The 14,179-nt window shown below is 69.3% G+C and carries 15 protein-coding genes; 6 read left to right on the plus strand and 9 right to left on the minus strand.

Annotation, left to right across the window (positions count from 1 at the left end; genetic code table 11):
* Positions 1–115: 115 nt before the first annotated feature.
* The 5 genes from G510_RS18185 to G510_RS0104300 form a co-directional block, all read right to left on the minus strand.
* Positions 116–922, minus strand: a complete 807-nt coding sequence (locus G510_RS18185; RefSeq protein WP_051216322.1) for a M23 family metallopeptidase — start codon at positions 920–922, stop codon at positions 116–118.
* 248 nt (positions 923–1,170) lie between these two features.
* Positions 1,171–1,869, minus strand: a complete 699-nt coding sequence (locus G510_RS0104285) for an iron-dependent transcriptional repressor DtxR (protein WP_029152620.1) — start codon at positions 1,867–1,869, stop codon at positions 1,171–1,173.
* Positions 1,869–2,984 (minus strand): phosphoserine transaminase, encoded by a 1,116-nt coding sequence (gene serC / locus G510_RS0104290; protein WP_029152621.1) that lies wholly within the window; start codon positions 2,982–2,984, stop codon positions 1,869–1,871. Before serC ends, G510_RS0104285 begins: the two co-directional genes overlap by 1 nt.
* 32 nt (positions 2,985–3,016) lie before the next feature.
* Positions 3,017–3,517, minus strand: a complete 501-nt coding sequence (locus G510_RS0104295) for a DUF3027 domain-containing protein (RefSeq protein WP_029152622.1) — start codon at positions 3,515–3,517, stop codon at positions 3,017–3,019.
* A complete protein-coding gene (locus tag G510_RS0104300; RefSeq protein WP_029152623.1) occupies positions 3,501–3,881 on the minus strand; it encodes a cold-shock protein in 381 nt (126 codons plus the stop codon). The genes G510_RS0104295 and G510_RS0104300 overlap by 17 nt, the downstream gene beginning before the upstream one ends.
* Positions 3,882–3,980: 99 nt before the next feature.
* Between G510_RS0104300 and G510_RS15330 the strand changes: the two genes are divergently transcribed.
* From G510_RS15330 to G510_RS0104330, 6 genes are all read left to right on the plus strand, one after another.
* On the plus strand, positions 3,981–4,244 hold the full coding sequence (locus G510_RS15330) for a hypothetical protein (protein ID WP_036321918.1): 264 nt from the start codon (positions 3,981–3,983) through the stop codon (positions 4,242–4,244).
* Positions 4,241–5,929, plus strand: coding sequence for a helicase-associated domain-containing protein (locus G510_RS0104310; RefSeq protein WP_029152624.1), 1,689 nt, complete (start codon positions 4,241–4,243; stop codon positions 5,927–5,929). The genes G510_RS15330 and G510_RS0104310 overlap by 4 nt, the downstream gene beginning before the upstream one ends.
* Before the next feature lie 29 nt (positions 5,930–5,958).
* Positions 5,959–7,599 (plus strand): DNA repair helicase XPB, encoded by a 1,641-nt coding sequence (locus G510_RS0104315; protein ID WP_029152625.1) that lies wholly within the window; start codon positions 5,959–5,961, stop codon positions 7,597–7,599.
* A gap of 78 nt (positions 7,600–7,677) precedes the next feature.
* Positions 7,678–8,370 carry a response regulator transcription factor gene (locus tag G510_RS0104320; protein WP_029152626.1) on the plus strand — a complete coding sequence of 231 codons (693 nt, stop codon included), beginning with the start codon at positions 7,678–7,680 and terminating at the stop codon, positions 8,368–8,370.
* 83 nt (positions 8,371–8,453) lie between these two features.
* Positions 8,454–10,082 (plus strand): sensor histidine kinase, encoded by a 1,629-nt coding sequence (locus G510_RS0104325; RefSeq protein WP_084644192.1) that lies wholly within the window; start codon positions 8,454–8,456, stop codon positions 10,080–10,082.
* A 122-nt stretch (positions 10,083–10,204) separates the two neighbouring features.
* Entirely contained in the window at positions 10,205–10,492 is a 288-nt protein-coding gene (locus tag G510_RS0104330) for a WXG100 family type VII secretion target (RefSeq protein WP_029152628.1), read from the plus strand.
* A gap of 79 nt (positions 10,493–10,571) precedes the next feature.
* Here the strand turns inward: G510_RS0104330 and groL are convergent, their stop codons facing one another.
* From groL to G510_RS0104350, 4 genes are all read right to left on the minus strand, one after another.
* Positions 10,572–12,191: a chaperonin GroEL gene (groL, locus tag G510_RS0104335; protein WP_029152629.1), complete on the minus strand. Its 1,620-nt coding sequence runs from the start codon at positions 12,189–12,191 to the stop codon at positions 10,572–10,574.
* A 106-nt stretch (positions 12,192–12,297) separates the two neighbouring features.
* Complete coding sequence (locus tag G510_RS0104340; protein ID WP_029152630.1) at positions 12,298–12,852, minus strand: LytR C-terminal domain-containing protein; 555 nt, start codon at positions 12,850–12,852, stop codon at positions 12,298–12,300.
* 34 nt (positions 12,853–12,886) lie between these two features.
* Positions 12,887–13,162, minus strand: a complete 276-nt coding sequence (locus G510_RS0104345; RefSeq protein ID WP_051216369.1) for a DUF3263 domain-containing protein — start codon at positions 13,160–13,162, stop codon at positions 12,887–12,889.
* 37 nt (positions 13,163–13,199) lie between these two features.
* Complete coding sequence (locus G510_RS0104350) at positions 13,200–14,159, minus strand: DUF2332 domain-containing protein (RefSeq protein WP_029152632.1); 960 nt, start codon at positions 14,157–14,159, stop codon at positions 13,200–13,202.
* Positions 14,160–14,179: the final 20 nt, after the last annotated feature.

The following is a 14,179-nucleotide window of genomic DNA, read 5'->3' on the forward strand; positions in this document are numbered from 1 at the left end:
CGCGATCAGGTTAGCGCATCCGACACGCCCGGGGAACTTCTTCCGGGTGAACATCGTGCATCGCACGAAAACGGCCCGCGACGCGTTAGCGCTACGGGCCGTTGTTCGACGTCGATCAGATCGGCAGGTTGCCGACCGGGTCGACGATCGCGCCGTTGATGCGCAGCTCGATGTGAAGGTGGTGGGCGGTCGAACGGCCGGTCGAACCGACGTATCCGATCATCTGTCCCTGTGTGACGGTCGCGCCGACCTCTACCTGGCGCGAGCCGGGGCTCATGTGGCCGTACAGCGTGGTCGTGCCGTCGCCGTGGTCGATCGCGATCGTGTTGCCCCAACCGCCGACGACCTCGCCGGAGGTGATGACCGTACCGGCCTTGGCCGCGTAGATCGGCACCGTGTAGTCGGCCTGGCTCGTGGTCACCATGTCGGAACCTTCGTGGCCACTGCCGACGGAGCGGCTGATGTAATAGCCGGCACCTCCGAGCGGATTGATCCACGATCCGTCCGTCGCGGCCGGAGCCGCCGGGGCGGGTTCGGCCGGTGCGGCTGCCGCCGCGGGCGCTTCCTGCGGCGCCGCAGCGGGGGATCCCTGAGCCGGAGCGGCCTGCTGCTGCGCCTGCTGCGCGGCAGCGGCCTCCTCCTGCTGAGCCTGCTGCTCCTTCGCACGCACGAGCGCCTTGCGCTCGGCGTCGATCTGCGAGATCTCGTCGGCCGTGCGGGCGGAGTAGCTCGTCGAGGTCAGGTCGGCCGACGCGAGGTCGCCGCTCGAGGAGAACGCCTGCGACTCGCTGGATGCCTCATCCCAGGTGCTCGCCTCCGCGTTCGCGGCGGGGGTCTGCGTTGCGGCGTAGGCCGGGATCGCGACGCCGGCGACGAGCGCACACACGGCGACCATCGTGCCGAGCCCGCGGGCGGGCGTCATGCGCCGCTTCGACGATGACCGGCGCGACGAACGCTGCGCCAGACGAACGTCCTTGCGCGCGGCGGCGAGGGCCTGCCGACTGCTGAGAACTGGGGTGGAGGGGTCAGAAGCGTCGCTCCGAGTGACCTCGTGCGAAGCCGACTGAGTGTTATCCAAGATCCAAATCCTCCATTGCCGTATCTCTATACGGTAACGAAAGATAACGAATCTGTCACGTCGAGACAGGATCTTTCCCGAATGCGGATGTCCTACTCAGCTACGAGGAACACGTGGGCGGCCATCTCGATCGGCAGCTCGAGGGCGCCGTCGACCTCGTCGATCTGCACGAGGACGTAGCCCTCGTTGAACTCGAACGAGCCGTGCGCGCCCGGAACGACGCCGGCATCTCGCAGCTGCTGCAGCACCTCGGGATCGACCTGTACCGGCTCGGCGAGACGGCGGACGGTCCCCGTGATCGGGCCGCCCTCGGCCTCGAGCTTCTTGACGACGCACACGACTCCATCGTTGAACGACGTCGTGGCATCGATCTCGCCGATCTGGCTGAGTCCGGGGATGGGGTTGCCATAAGGCGACTCGTCGGGGTGACCGAGCAGCTCGACGAGGCGGCGCTCGACGAGCTCGCTCATCACGTGCTCCCAGCGGCAGGCCTCTTCGTGCACGTACGCCCAGTCGAGGCCGATCACGTCGCTGAGCAGGCGCTCCGCGAGGCGGTGCTTGCGCATCACGCCGATCGCCTTGCGGCGGCCCGACTCGGTGAGCACCAGTCGACGGTCGTCGCCCACGCGGATCAGCCCATCGCGATCCATGCGCCCGACGGTCTGCGAGACGGTGGGGCCGGAGTGTCCGAGCCGCTCGGAGATGCGCGCGCGCAACGGAACGATCCCCTCCTCCTCCAATTCGAGAACCGTGCGGAGGTACATCTCGGTGGTGTCGATGAGGTCGGCCATCACTGCTCCTTGTGCGCGAGAACGAACTCGACGCTCTTGACGAGCTGGCGCACGTCGTCGGGCTCGATCGATACGAACGTCGCCACGCGAAGCTGGTTGCGCCCGAGCTTGCGATAGGGCTCAGTATCGACGATGCCGTTGGCGCGCAGGGTCTTCGCGATCGCCGCCGCGTCGACGTCGTCCGCGAAGTCGATCGTCGCCACGACGGGCGAGCGGTGCGACGGATCCGTCACGAACGGCGTCGCGACGTCCGACGCCTCGGCCCAGTCGTACAGCACGCCCGACGATTCGCGCGTGCGGGCGTCGGCCCAGCTCAGCCCGCCGTTATCGAGGATCCACCCGAGCTGGCTGTCGAGCAGGTGCAGCGTCGTGACGGCCGGGGTGTTGTAGGTCTGGTTCTTCCGCGAGTTGTCGAGGGCGGTCGCGAGGTTGAGCGACTCGGGGATGTAGCGGCCCGATGCCGCGATCTTCTCGATGCGCGCGATCGCGGCCGGAGAGACGGCCGCGAGCCAGAGCCCGCCGTCGGAACCGAGGTTCTTCTGCGGGGCGAAGTAGTAGACGTCGGCCTGGGCCGCGTCGAAGTCGATGCCGCCCGCGGCGCTGGTCGCGTCGATGACCGTGAGGGCGCCGTCGTCGGCGACAACGCGCTCGACCGGCGCGTACGCACCCGTCGAGGTCTCGTTGTGCGGCCACGCGTAGAGGTCGATCCCGGCGACGGCCTCAGCGCGGGCGATCGTGCCCGGCTCGGCCTTTCGCACGTCGGGGGCCTCGAGCCAGGGGGCCTTCGCCGCCGTCGCGAACTTGCCGCCGAACTCGCCGAACGTGAGGTTCTGGCTGCGCTTCTCGATCAGTCCGAACGCGGCCGCGTCCCAGAACGCGGTGGATCCGCCGTTGCCGAGGATGATCTCGTACCCGTCGGGCAGGCGGAACAGCTCAGCGAGGCGCTCGCGCACGCTGCCGACGAGGTTCTTGACCGGCGCCTGGCGGTGCGATGTGCCGAGGAGAGCCCCCGCGGCGTCGGACAGCGCGGCCACCTGTGCACCGCGCACCTTCGACGGCCCGCAGCCGAATCGTCCGTCAGAGGGAAGAAGGTCGGCGGGGATCTGCAACGTCATGACCCCATTCTACGGGGCCGCGGGGGTACGGCTCACTCGTCGTCGTCGCGGTCCTCGTCGTGATCGTCATCGTGCGCGCTGTCGTCGAGTTCGTCGATGTCGACGCCGTCGACGTCGCCGGCGTGGAGGTAGTCCGACTCGTCGTCGTAGTCATCATCGTCATCGTCGTCGTCGCCCGCGTCGCCGTTCGACTCCTCGGCCGCCTTGATCTCGGCCTGATGCGCCTTGTACTCCTCGAGGCGCTGCGACCACGGCACCCACTCGGGCGCGAGCAGCGCGCCCTCGCCGGGCAGCAGCTCGGCCTCGAGCACCGTCGGCTCTTCGCCCTCGACGCGCGTCAGCGACACGGTCCAGAACCACCCGGGGTAGCCGAGCAGCTTCGACCGGAAGCGCAGGCTGACCACACCATCGTCCTCGACGGCGTAGTCGGCCGGGTCGCCGATGGTCTCCTCCGGCGTGATCTCTTTGAGCGCCGACAGCGCCAGCTCTTTCGCCTCGACGAGGCTCGGATCGAAGTCAGATGTCGATGTCATCAGCAACCTTTCGCAGCACCTTCGCGATCTTGCGGGCCTGGGCATCCGAGGGGTAGCGGCCGCGCCGGAGGTCGCCGCCCATGCCGTCGAGGACCCCGACGAGATCCTCGATGATGACGGCCATGTCGTCGGCGTTCTTGCGCTTCGCCTTCACGGCGCTCGGCGGCGCGTCGAGCAGGCGCACCGACAGCGCCGACGGGCCGCGGCTGCCGTCCGCGACGCCGAAGTCGACCCGCGATCCCTTGCGGACCGTGGTGCCCTCGGGGAGCGCGGTGCTGTGGAGGAACACGTCCTGTCCGTCATCTGACGCGATGAAGCCGAAGCCCTTCTCGTCGTCGTAGAACCTGACCTTGCCGGTGGGCATCGCAACCTCGCTGTGAACTGCCGTGAATGAAGAAGAGGGATCGAGCGATCCCCTGCCACCAGATTACCGTGCCCGGCCGCGTGGCGTATCGTTGTGACGATGACCAAAGATGACGGCGGCGCCCCTCCCGTGCGCCGCATCGACCGGATCCTGGCGTTCTCCTCGCTCGGGATCCTCGTGCTGTCGATCGTGTGCTTCTTCACGACGATCATCGCGACGGCGGTCGGCGTCACGGACTTCACCTCGCCGCTGTGGTACACGGTGTCGCTGCTTCAGATCGTCGGGCCGATCGTCGCGTTCCTCCTGCTGCTCGCCCTGCTGATCATGAGCTTCATCAGGCGGGGCCGGACCGGCCGAGCGTGACGCCCGCGTCCAGCACCGCACAGCGGATGATCGCGGAGCGCCTCGCCGCCGCCGCCGATCACGAGCTCTCGATGCTGTTCGCCGTGCACCGCATCTCGCCCGGCGCGAACCCCGCGACGTCGTGGCACGACCTGTTCGACGTCACCGAGACCTTCCTGCACGCGGATCACGTCGCGATGGCGCTCTCGCGCGCCGACCGCGACCTGCTCGCGGATCTGGCGTCCGGCACGCCGCGCCGCACCCTGACGCTGACGGACGACGCGGGCCTGGCGCTCCCGTCCGTCGCCGCGCGCCTCGCACAGGAGAACATCTCCCGCGCGGAGAGCTCCTCCCCCGTTTCCGCGGATCCCACAGCGGCCGCGCACGCGGCTGAACGGGCGTTCACGACGCTCACCGCGCTCGCGGACATCGTCATCGCGACGCTCACGAAGCCCCTTGTGCGCGTGGGATCCGGATCGCTCAGCGCGCTCGAGCGCCGTCGCCTCGCCGACGAGCGCGTGGCGGGATCGCCCGAAGAGGCCGACCTGCTCGTTCGGCTCGCGTCGGCGACGGGCCTGCTGCGCGCCCAGGACCGGCGGATCGGCGCGACCGACGACGGATCCGCGTGGGTGCGGCTCTCGACCGCCGAGCGCTGGGCGATGCTCGCGACGCGGCTGCGCGACGCCCTTCCGCGCGGACTGCGCGACGGCCGCGGCTGGATCGACACGAAGAGCTGGCCGGGCGCGTATCCGCTCGATCCGGCCTGGCCCGCCGAGGCGGAGACCTGGCTCGCGTTCGCCCGGCTCGTCGGGCTCATCGCCGATGCGCACGCGGAGCCGGCGTGGGCCGCCCCGATCCGGCGCGGCGAGGACCCGGATCCGGCGCCCCTCACCGCCCTGATGCCCGGCGAGGTCGACCGAGTTTTCCTGCAGAACGACCTCACGGCGATCAGCCCGGGGCTGCTCGAGCCCGCGCTCGATGTGCGACTGCGGGGGATGACGACGCGCGAGTCGCACGCTCAGGCGTCGGCGTACCGCTTCACCGAGGGATCCATCACTCGCGCGCTCAGCACGGGCGAAACGAGCGACGGCATGCGCGAGTTCCTCGCGGAGCTGTCGCTGACAGGGATCCCGCAGCCGCTCGAGTACCTGATCGGGCGCTCGGCCGACCGCCACGGGCTCGTGCGCGTGGCGGAGGATCCCGCGACGGGCCGCACCGTCGTGTCCAGCCCCGAGCGCGACCTGCTGCGCACGCTCGAGGTCGATCGCGCGATCGGCGGCCTCGGCCTCTCCGCCAGCGGCGATGCGCTGGTCTCCCGCGCGTCGCGCGACGTGGTGTTCTGGGCGCTCACCGATGCACGGTACCCCGCGATCGCGCTGAACGACGACGGATCCGTCGCCCACGCCGAGCGCCACGGCGTGGTCGCATCCGGCGACGACGATGACGCGTACGCGGGCCTGATCGCCCGGTTGCGCGACGCGCACGGCGAGGGATCCGACCGCGCCTGGCTCGAGCGCGAGCTCGACGCCGCGATCCGCGAGAAGACCGCACTCGTGGTCGCGATCCGGATGCCCGACGGATCCGAGCGCGAACTGACGCTCGAGCCGACCGGGCTCGGCGGCGGGCGCCTGCGCGGCCGCGACGCCGCGGCCGAGGTCGAGCGCACGCTGCCCGTCGGGCTGATCGCCTCGGTTCGGCCGCTCTGACCCCCGCGGGGCGCGTAGAATTGACAGCTATGTCTGACGGGCCTCTGATTGTGCAAAGCGACCGCACGGTGCTGCTCGAGGTCGCCCATCCCGATGCCGAGACCGCGCGCCACGAGCTCGCGGTCTTCGCGGAGTTGGAGCGCGCCCCCGAGCACATCCACACGTACCGCATCACGCGCCTCGGTCTGTGGAACGCGCGCGCCGCCGGCCACACGGCCGATGACATGCTTCAGACGCTCGACCGCTTCACGCGCTTTCCCGTGCCGCCGTCGGTGTCGACCGACCTGCGCGAGACCGTCGGACGATACGGACGCCTCACGATCGAGCGGAGCGACGAGGGCGAGCTGCTCCTGCGCTCGACGGATCGCGCGGTGATCGCGGAGGTGTCTCGCAACAAGCGGATCCAGAACCTGCTCGTCGGGCATCCGGATCCCGATAGTTTCGTCATCGACGCGTGGGCGCGCGGGCAGATCAAGCAGGAGCTGCTGAAGATCGGCTGGCCCGCCGAGGACCTCGCGGGCTACACACCGGGAACGCCGCACGAGATCGGGCTCGACGACGCCGATTGGCACCTGCGCCCCTACCAGCAGGAGGCCGTCGACACGTTCGCACGGGACGGATCCGGGGTCGTCGTGCTGCCCTGCGGCGCGGGCAAGACGCTCGTCGGCGCGGGCGCGATGGCGCAGACGAAGACGACGACGCTCGTGCTCGTGACGAACACCGTCTCCGCCCGGCAGTGGCGTGACGAACTGCTGAAGCGTACGACGCTGACGCCCGAAGAGATCGGCGAGTACTCAGGTCAGGTCAAGGAGATCAAGCCCGTCACGATCGCGACCTACCAGATCCTGACGGCGAAGCGGAAGGGCGAGTACGCGCACCTCGACGTGCTCAACGCCCTCGACTGGGGCCTCATCGTCTACGACGAGGTGCACCTGCTGCCGGCGCCGGTGTTCAAGCTGACGGCCGACCTGCAGGCGCGCCGCCGCCTCGGCCTGACCGCCACGCTCGTGCGCGAGGACGGCCGCGAGGGCGACGTGTTCAGCCTCATCGGCCCGAAGCGCTACGACGCGCCGTGGAAGCAGATCGAGCAGCAGGGATACATCTCCCCCGCCGCCTGTTACGAGGTGCGCGTGGATCTCCCCGCCGACGAGCGGCTCGAGTACGCCGCCGCGGCCGACGACCAGCGCTACCGGCTCGCCGCGACCGCACCGGCGAAGATCGACGCAGTGCGCGACATCGTCGCCCGCCATGACGGCGAGCAGGTCCTCGTGATCGGGCAGTACCTCGACCAGCTGCAGGAGCTCAGCGACGCGCTCGACGCGCCGCAGATCAACGGATCCACGCCCGTCGACGAGCGCGAGCAGCTCTTCCACGCGTTCCGCGACGGATCCGTGAAGCTGCTCGTCGTGTCGAAGGTCGCGAACTTCTCGATCGACCTCCCGGAGGCGTCCGTCGCGATCCAGGTCTCGGGTTCCTTCGGCTCGCGCCAGGAGGAGGCACAGAGGCTCGGGCGGCTGCTGCGCCCGAAGACGAACGGCCACACCGCGAGCTTCTACACGCTCATCGCGCGCGACACGGTCGACCAGGAGTTCGCGCAGAACCGCCAGCGGTTCCTCGCGGAGCAGGGGTACAGCTACACGATCCTGGATGCGGTGGAACAGGCGGCTTAGAGGCCTCCGCACCCATCGATTCCGCCCTTTGCGGCCGAAATCAACCACACCGGGTGCATTCATCGACATAATGGGGACATGACCGCACCGCGCATTCTCGTAGTCGACGACGAGCCCAATATCCGCGATCTCCTGTCCCAGAGCCTGCGATTCGCAGGATTCCAGGTCAGGACCGTCATCAACGGCGCCCAGACGATCTCCGCCGTGCTCGAGGAGGAGCCCGACCTGATCGTCCTCGACGTCATGCTTCCCGACATGAACGGGTTCAGCGTCACCAAGCGTCTCCGCGACGCGGGCTACACGGCCCCGATCATCTTCCTCACCGCCAAGGACGAGACGGAAGACAAGATCAAGGGCCTGAACGTCGGCGGCGACGACTACGTCACCAAGCCGTTCAGCCTCGACGAGATCGTCGCCCGGATCCAGGCCGTGCTGCGTCGCACGATGCAGTCGGAGGACGAGGAGTCCGTGATCCGCACGGGCGAGCTGACGATGGATCAGGACACGCACGACGTCTACGTCGGCGACACCGCGATCGATCTCAGCCCCACCGAGTTCAAGCTGCTGCGCTACCTCATGCTGAACCCGAACCGCGTGCTGAGTAAGGCGCAGATCCTCGACCACGTGTGGGAGTACGACTTCAACGGCGACGCCGGCATCGTCGAGAGCTACATCTCGTACCTGCGTCGCAAGATCGACCCGCACGCCACGGAGTCGCTGATCCAGACCAAGCGCGGCTTCGGCTACATGCTCAAGGTCGACAAGCTCTGAGCTGAGGACGTACCCTGGCCGCCCGAACTGACGCATTCACCCGGTGGTGGCGGCGCACCAGCCTGCGCGCGAAGATCACCGGGGTGACGGTCGGCGTGCTCGCGGTCGGGCTGCTCGCCGCGGGCATCGGATCCATGCAGGTGCTGCGCACCATGCTGCACAGCAACGTCGACACGAGCGTGCTGCAGCTGACGGGCACCGACGTCTTCGAGACGCTCTACGACGTCGTCGAGGACGAGGACACGGGGGCGGTCTCCCTCGCGCCGAAGAACCCCGAGCCGCGCACCGATTACATCGTCGCGATCTACAACACCGAGGGCACGCTGCAGTCGGTCGCGGGCGGCGACCAGGGCGGCGCGAGCGAGCCCATCCTCCCCACGACGCTGACGGTCGAGGACGCGTTCCTCAGCCAGGGGCACCCGTTCACGATCACGGCCCCCGGCGGATCCAGCTACCGCGCCGCCGTCTCGACGATCCAGATCGACGGATCCTCGTCGAGCACCCTGTACGCGCAGCTCGTCGCGCTGCCGCTGACCGACGCCGATTCGTTCATGACGACGTACATCGGCGTGTTCACGACGATGGCGATCCTGACGATCAGCGTCGGCGCGCTCGGCACGCGGTGGCTGATCACGCTCGCGTTCCGGCGGCTCACGCAGGTCGAGGACGTGGCCACGGCGATCGCGGACGGCGATTTTTCGCAGCGCATGACCGACATCGAGCCGCGCACCGAGGTCGGGCGGCTCAAGATCGCGATCAACACCATGCTCGATCGCGTGGACGAGTCGTTCTCCGAGCGCGACGAGACCGTCGAGAAGATGCGCCGATTCATCGGCGACGCCAGCCACGAGCTGCGCACGCCGCTCGTGAGCGTGCGCGGCTATGCCGAGCTGTACCGCATGGGCGCGATGCAGACGCCCGAGGACACGGCGCGCGCCATGGAGCGGATCGAGAAGGAAGCCAAGCGCATGAGCTCGCTCGTCGAGGATCTGCTGTCGCTGGCGCGTCTCGACGAGCGCCGGAAGATCGAGATCACCGACGTCGATCTTCGGAACGTCGCGCGCGATGCGGCGCTCGACCTGCGCGCCGCGAACCCCTCGCGACAGGTCGCGGTCAACGACACGACGTTCGAAGCGCTCACGGGCCCGATCACGATCGGCCTCGATCCCTCGCGCGCCTCGGCCGGCGTTCCCGTCGACGCCGAGGAGGAGGAACGGCCGGCAGCGCCCACGACCGGCCTCCTCGGGGTGCTGGGCGTCGGGGCGCGCGGCGGCCGCCGCCGCAAGCCCGCGACGCCGAAGATCGACTTCTCGCGCGCCGAGACGGGAAAGCCGGTCGACGTGCCGCCGATCGTCCGCGGGGCGGAGGAGTCGATCCAGCAGGTCATCGCGAACCTCCTCGGCAACGCCAGGCGGTACAGCGAGCCCGACGCACCGATCGAGCTCGAGGTCGGCATCGACGTGGCCAGGCAGATGGGTTGGATCGCGGTGGTCGATCACGGCGAAGGGATCCCCGCGGAGATCCGCGAGAAGATCTTCGAGCGCTTCTGGCGCGCGGATACGTCGCGCACCCGCGAGACGGGCGGATCCGGCCTCGGCCTTGCGATCGTCGCCTCGATCGTCGACCGGCTCGACGGCGCCGTCTCGGTCTTCGAGACGCCGGGCGGCGGTTCGACCTTCCAGGTCGCGTTCCCGCTCGCGCACCGTTCCTGAGGCGGAGTCAACGCGTTCACAATCGCGTTTCTCGCGAAGTTATCTGAGGATCGCTCCTTTCGGCGTGCGCGCCGTGCGCCCCCGCTCCTAACGTGGTGACACCAACCAGAAAGGGGCCGATCATGGCACAATTCACCGTCGACAGCGAATCCCTCATCGCCACGAAGTCGGAGGTCGCGGCAGGATCAGAACGCCTGCGAGGCGAGGTCGCGCTGATCATGGGGCGCGTACAGCAACTCGAGGGCGCCTGGCAGGGCGCGGCCTCGCAGGCGTTCCAGGGTCTCGCGGCCGAGTGGCAGGCGCTGCACCTGCAGGTCGAGGAGGCGCTGAACAACCTCGCGCACCGCCTCGAGCTCGCGGGCACCGGGTATCAGCAGGTCGAGCACGACGTCGCGAACATGTTCCGTTAGGACACAGGCCTCCCCCGAGAAAGAGAAGCGGCCCCTCCTCCCGCGAGGGGAGGAGGGGCCGCGACTGGTTACGACGGGATCAGAAGTCCATGCCGCCGCCGTCGGGGACGCCCGCACCCGCGGCCGGCTCCGGCTTGTCGGCAACGACGACCTCGGTCGTCAGGAACAGACCCGCGATCGACGCGGCGTTCTGCAGAGCCGAACGCGTGACCTTGGCGGGGTCGATGATGCCCGCCTCGAGCATGTCGACGTACTCGCCCGTGGCGGCGTTGAGGCCCTGGCCCGAGGGCAGCTCGGCAACACGCGCCGACACAACACCCGGCTCGAGGCCGGCGTTGAGGGCGATCTGCTTGAGCGGCGCCTCGATGGCGATGCGCACGATGCGCGCGCCCGTGGCCTCGTCACCGGAGAGCTCGAGACCATCGAACACCTTGGTCGCGGCCTGGATGAGCGCCACGCCACCACCGGGGACGATGCCCTCTTCGACGGCTGCCTTCGCGTTGCGAACGGCGTCCTCGATGCGGTGCTTGCGCTCCTTGAGCTCGACCTCGGTCGCCGCGCCCGCCTTGATGACGGCCACGCCGCCCGCGAGCTTCGCGAGGCGCTCCTGGAGCTTCTCGCGGTCGTAGTCGCTGTCGGTCGCGTCGATCTCGCGACGGATCTGGGTCACGCGACCCTCGATCTGCGCGGCCTCGCCGGCACCCTCGACGATCGTCGTCTCGTCCTTCGTGACGATGACCTTGCGGGCACGGCCGAGAAGCTCGAGGTCGGTGTTCTCGAGCTTGAGGCCCACCTCTTCGGTGATGACCTGTCCGCCCGTGAGGATCGCGATGTCCTGCAGCTGCGCCTTGCGGCGGTCGCCGAAGCCCGGCGCCTTGACGGCGACGGCCTTGAAGATGCCGCGGATCTTGTTGAGCACGAGAGTCGCAAGCGCCTCGCCCTCGACGTCCTCGGCGATGATGACGAGCTCCTTGCCCGCCTGCATGACCTTCTCGACGACGGGGAGAAGATCCTTGATGTTCGAGATCTTCTGGTTCGCGAGCAGGATGTAGGGGTCTTCGAAGACGGCTTCCTGGCGGTCGGCGTCGGTGACGAAGTACGGGTTCAGGTAGCCCTTGTCGAAGCGCATACCCTCGGTGAGCTCGAGCTCGGTGCCGAAGGCCTGAGCCTCCTCGACCGTGACGACGCCCTCCTTGCCGACCTTGTCGATGGCCTCCGCGATCAGCGCACCGATCTCGGGGTCAGCGGCCGAGATCGATGCCGTGGCAGCGATCTGGTCCTTGGTCTCGATCTCCTTGGAGCTCGCCTGCAGCTCAGCCGTGACGGCCGCGACGGCCTTCTCGATGCCGCGCTTCAGGCTGACGGGGTCTGCACCGGCCGCGACGTTGCGCAGGCCCTCGCGGACCAGCGCCTGTGCGAGAACGGTAGCCGTGGTCGTGCCATCGCCGGCGACGTCGTCAGTCTTCTTGGCGACCTCCTTGACGAGCTCGGCACCGATCTTCTCGAAGGGGTCGTCGAGCTCGATCTCCTTGGCGATGGACACACCGTCGTTGGTGATCGTGGGAGCGCCCCACTTCTTCTCCAGCACGACGTTGCGGCCGCGCGGGCCGAGCGTCACCTTGACGGCATCGGCCAGCTGGTTGAGGCCGCGCTCGAGGCCACGACGGGCCTCCTCGTCGAAAGCGATCATCTTTGCCATGTGTTTCGTCCCTCCCGGACGTAAGCGTGTGAGCGTTAGCACTCAACGTTGTCGAGTGCTAATGCCATTCTGGCACTCGACCCCTACGAGTGCAAACGCCTGAGGCTCAGAACTCGTCGCCGACTCGATCGAGACCGACGATGACGGTCAGCCCGTTCTCGCTCATCTCGGCGTAGGAGTCGTCCTGCGTGACCTCGCTGATGCCGAGCGCGCCCGCGAGACCCCTCGCCGCCTGCTCGTCCTCGTCGCCGACGTACAGGACCCTCGTCGCGGCGACGTCGGACGCGTCGGAGTCGAGCGGGGCGACCGTGTCTTCGCTCCAGCCCGCGTCGACGATCTCCTGGCGCACGGCATCCGCCGCGGCCTGGTCGTCGGTTCCATTGAGGACGAGCACCGGGTAGCTGGTGTCGACCTCCGGCGCGGGGGACTCTGTGACCTCTTCGGAGGCGGTCGGCGGCGCCGGGAGCTCGAAGTCGCCAGTGTTCGACAGGGCGAGGAACGCGAGGATTCCGCCGCCGGTCAGAATGCCGACCGCGAGCAGCCACCACAGCAGCACGACGAGCCACCGGTGCCGCCCGCGCGGCGCGCGGTGGGCGCCGACGCGCTCCGGATCGCGAGGAACGTCGTCGAAGCGATCGCGCGGGTAGCTGGTCTGCGGCATCCTCGTCATCTTACTGGCACGGCTGGGTGCGCGATTAGCGCAGCATGCGAGCACGCCGAGCCGCCCGCGCCTCGCGCAGCCGCTCGAGGCGCCCGATCAGCATGGGCGAATGCGCACGCGCAGCCGGGTCGTCGACGAGACGCCCGAGCAGCTGGTAGAAGCGCGCCGGTTCGAGTCCGAGGCGCTCGCGGATGGCCTCTTCCTTGTCCGAGGTGTGCGACGGCCACTCGGATTCGAACGCGAGAATCGCGCGCGATTCATCCTCGAGCCCCGCGCGCTCGCGGGCGCGCCCCGCATCCGTCGTCGCCATGTCCTGAGCGTACATCCGAGCGCGCGGGTCCCCTCGATCACACGCCGTGGATCCAGGAGCCGAGCGGGTCCGCGGCGGCGATCGGACGCCCGTCGAGCGCGAGCACGAACCCCTCCCAGGCGTCCGCGTCGACGGCGGGATCCCAGGAGTCGTGCAGACTCGGCGCGTCGAGCGTGACCCACCGCGCGGGCAGCTCGCGGATCGTCTCGATGAGGCGCTCGCGCGCGTCGCGACGGAGGTGCGGCAGAACGCCCATCGTCGCGATCACCACCGTCGTGTCGTCCGGGACCTGCGCGACGAGATCGGCGAGCACGCCGGGCTCCGAGGCGTCACCGCGCACGATGAGCGGCGGATCGGCCGCGACCGCGTCGAGGGCCGCGTCCACACGGAGCGCGCGGTCGGTCTCGCCCGGCCAGACGAGGCCCGAGATCCACGCCCGGTCGCTCGGATCCTGCGCGTCGCGGGGCTCGACGTCGACGCCGGCCCGCCAGACGATGTCGGGCATGCGGCGCGGCACCCGCGCGCCGGTCAGCTCGGTGTCGAGCACCACGGATCCCTCGCCGAGCTCGGCGACCTGATCCTCCGTGCGGAACCGGTACGCGTACCGGTCCGGGAACAGGCACAGCCCCGCGGCCGCGCCCACCTCGATCAGCGCGATCGGACCGCGGATCCGGTCGAGCGCGACGAGGAGCGGCGCCGCGCGGAGAGGTTCGTTCGTCTGGGTCGTGCGGGCGGCGCACTCGGCGACGACGCGATCCGCGTTCTCCACGACGAACGACGCCCACGCGGCGTAGTCGCCCTCGGCGCCGAGCATGCGGGTGACGGCGAACACCACCGGGGGCTGCCGGTGCGGCGAGGAGAGGCCGGCGAGGATCTCGAGGATCCGCTCGTCGCCCGCAACGCCCGCCGCCCATTCGGCGTACAGCGCGCTGCGGCCCGGCGCTTCCTCACGGGCGAATCGGTCGTAACGGTCACGGACGTCGGCGATCGGATCCATCGCTCCAGTCTCGCGCACTC

Source organism: Microbacterium gubbeenense DSM 15944 (assembly GCF_000422745.1).
Taxonomy (GTDB): domain Bacteria; phylum Actinomycetota; class Actinomycetes; order Actinomycetales; family Microbacteriaceae; genus Microbacterium; species Microbacterium gubbeenense.

Coding starts and splice junctions, on each gene's coding strand:
- G510_RS18185 (WP_051216322.1), bottom strand. CDS start 922: ATGACGCCCGCCCGCGGGCTCGGCACGATGGTCGCCGTGTGTGCGCTC.
- G510_RS0104285 (WP_029152620.1), bottom strand. CDS start 1,869: ATGGCCGACCTCATCGACACCACCGAGATGTACCTCCGCACGGTTCTC.
- serC (WP_029152621.1), bottom strand. CDS start 2,984: ATGACGTTGCAGATCCCCGCCGACCTTCTTCCCTCTGACGGACGATTC.
- G510_RS0104295 (WP_029152622.1), bottom strand. CDS start 3,517: ATGACATCGACATCTGACTTCGATCCGAGCCTCGTCGAGGCGAAAGAG.
- G510_RS0104300 (WP_029152623.1), bottom strand. CDS start 3,881: ATGCCCACCGGCAAGGTCAGGTTCTACGACGACGAGAAGGGCTTCGGC.
- G510_RS15330 (WP_036321918.1), top strand. CDS start 3,981: ATGACCAAAGATGACGGCGGCGCCCCTCCCGTGCGCCGCATCGACCGG.
- G510_RS0104315 (WP_029152625.1), top strand. CDS start 5,959: ATGTCTGACGGGCCTCTGATTGTGCAAAGCGACCGCACGGTGCTGCTC.
- G510_RS0104320 (WP_029152626.1), top strand. CDS start 7,678: ATGACCGCACCGCGCATTCTCGTAGTCGACGACGAGCCCAATATCCGC.
- G510_RS0104330 (WP_029152628.1), top strand. CDS start 10,205: ATGGCACAATTCACCGTCGACAGCGAATCCCTCATCGCCACGAAGTCG.
- groL (WP_029152629.1), bottom strand. CDS start 12,191: ATGGCAAAGATGATCGCTTTCGACGAGGAGGCCCGTCGTGGCCTCGAG.
- G510_RS0104340 (WP_029152630.1), bottom strand. CDS start 12,852: ATGCCGCAGACCAGCTACCCGCGCGATCGCTTCGACGACGTTCCTCGC.
- G510_RS0104345 (WP_051216369.1), bottom strand. CDS start 13,162: ATGGCGACGACGGATGCGGGGCGCGCCCGCGAGCGCGCGGGGCTCGAG.
- G510_RS0104350 (WP_029152632.1), bottom strand. CDS start 14,159: ATGGATCCGATCGCCGACGTCCGTGACCGTTACGACCGATTCGCCCGT.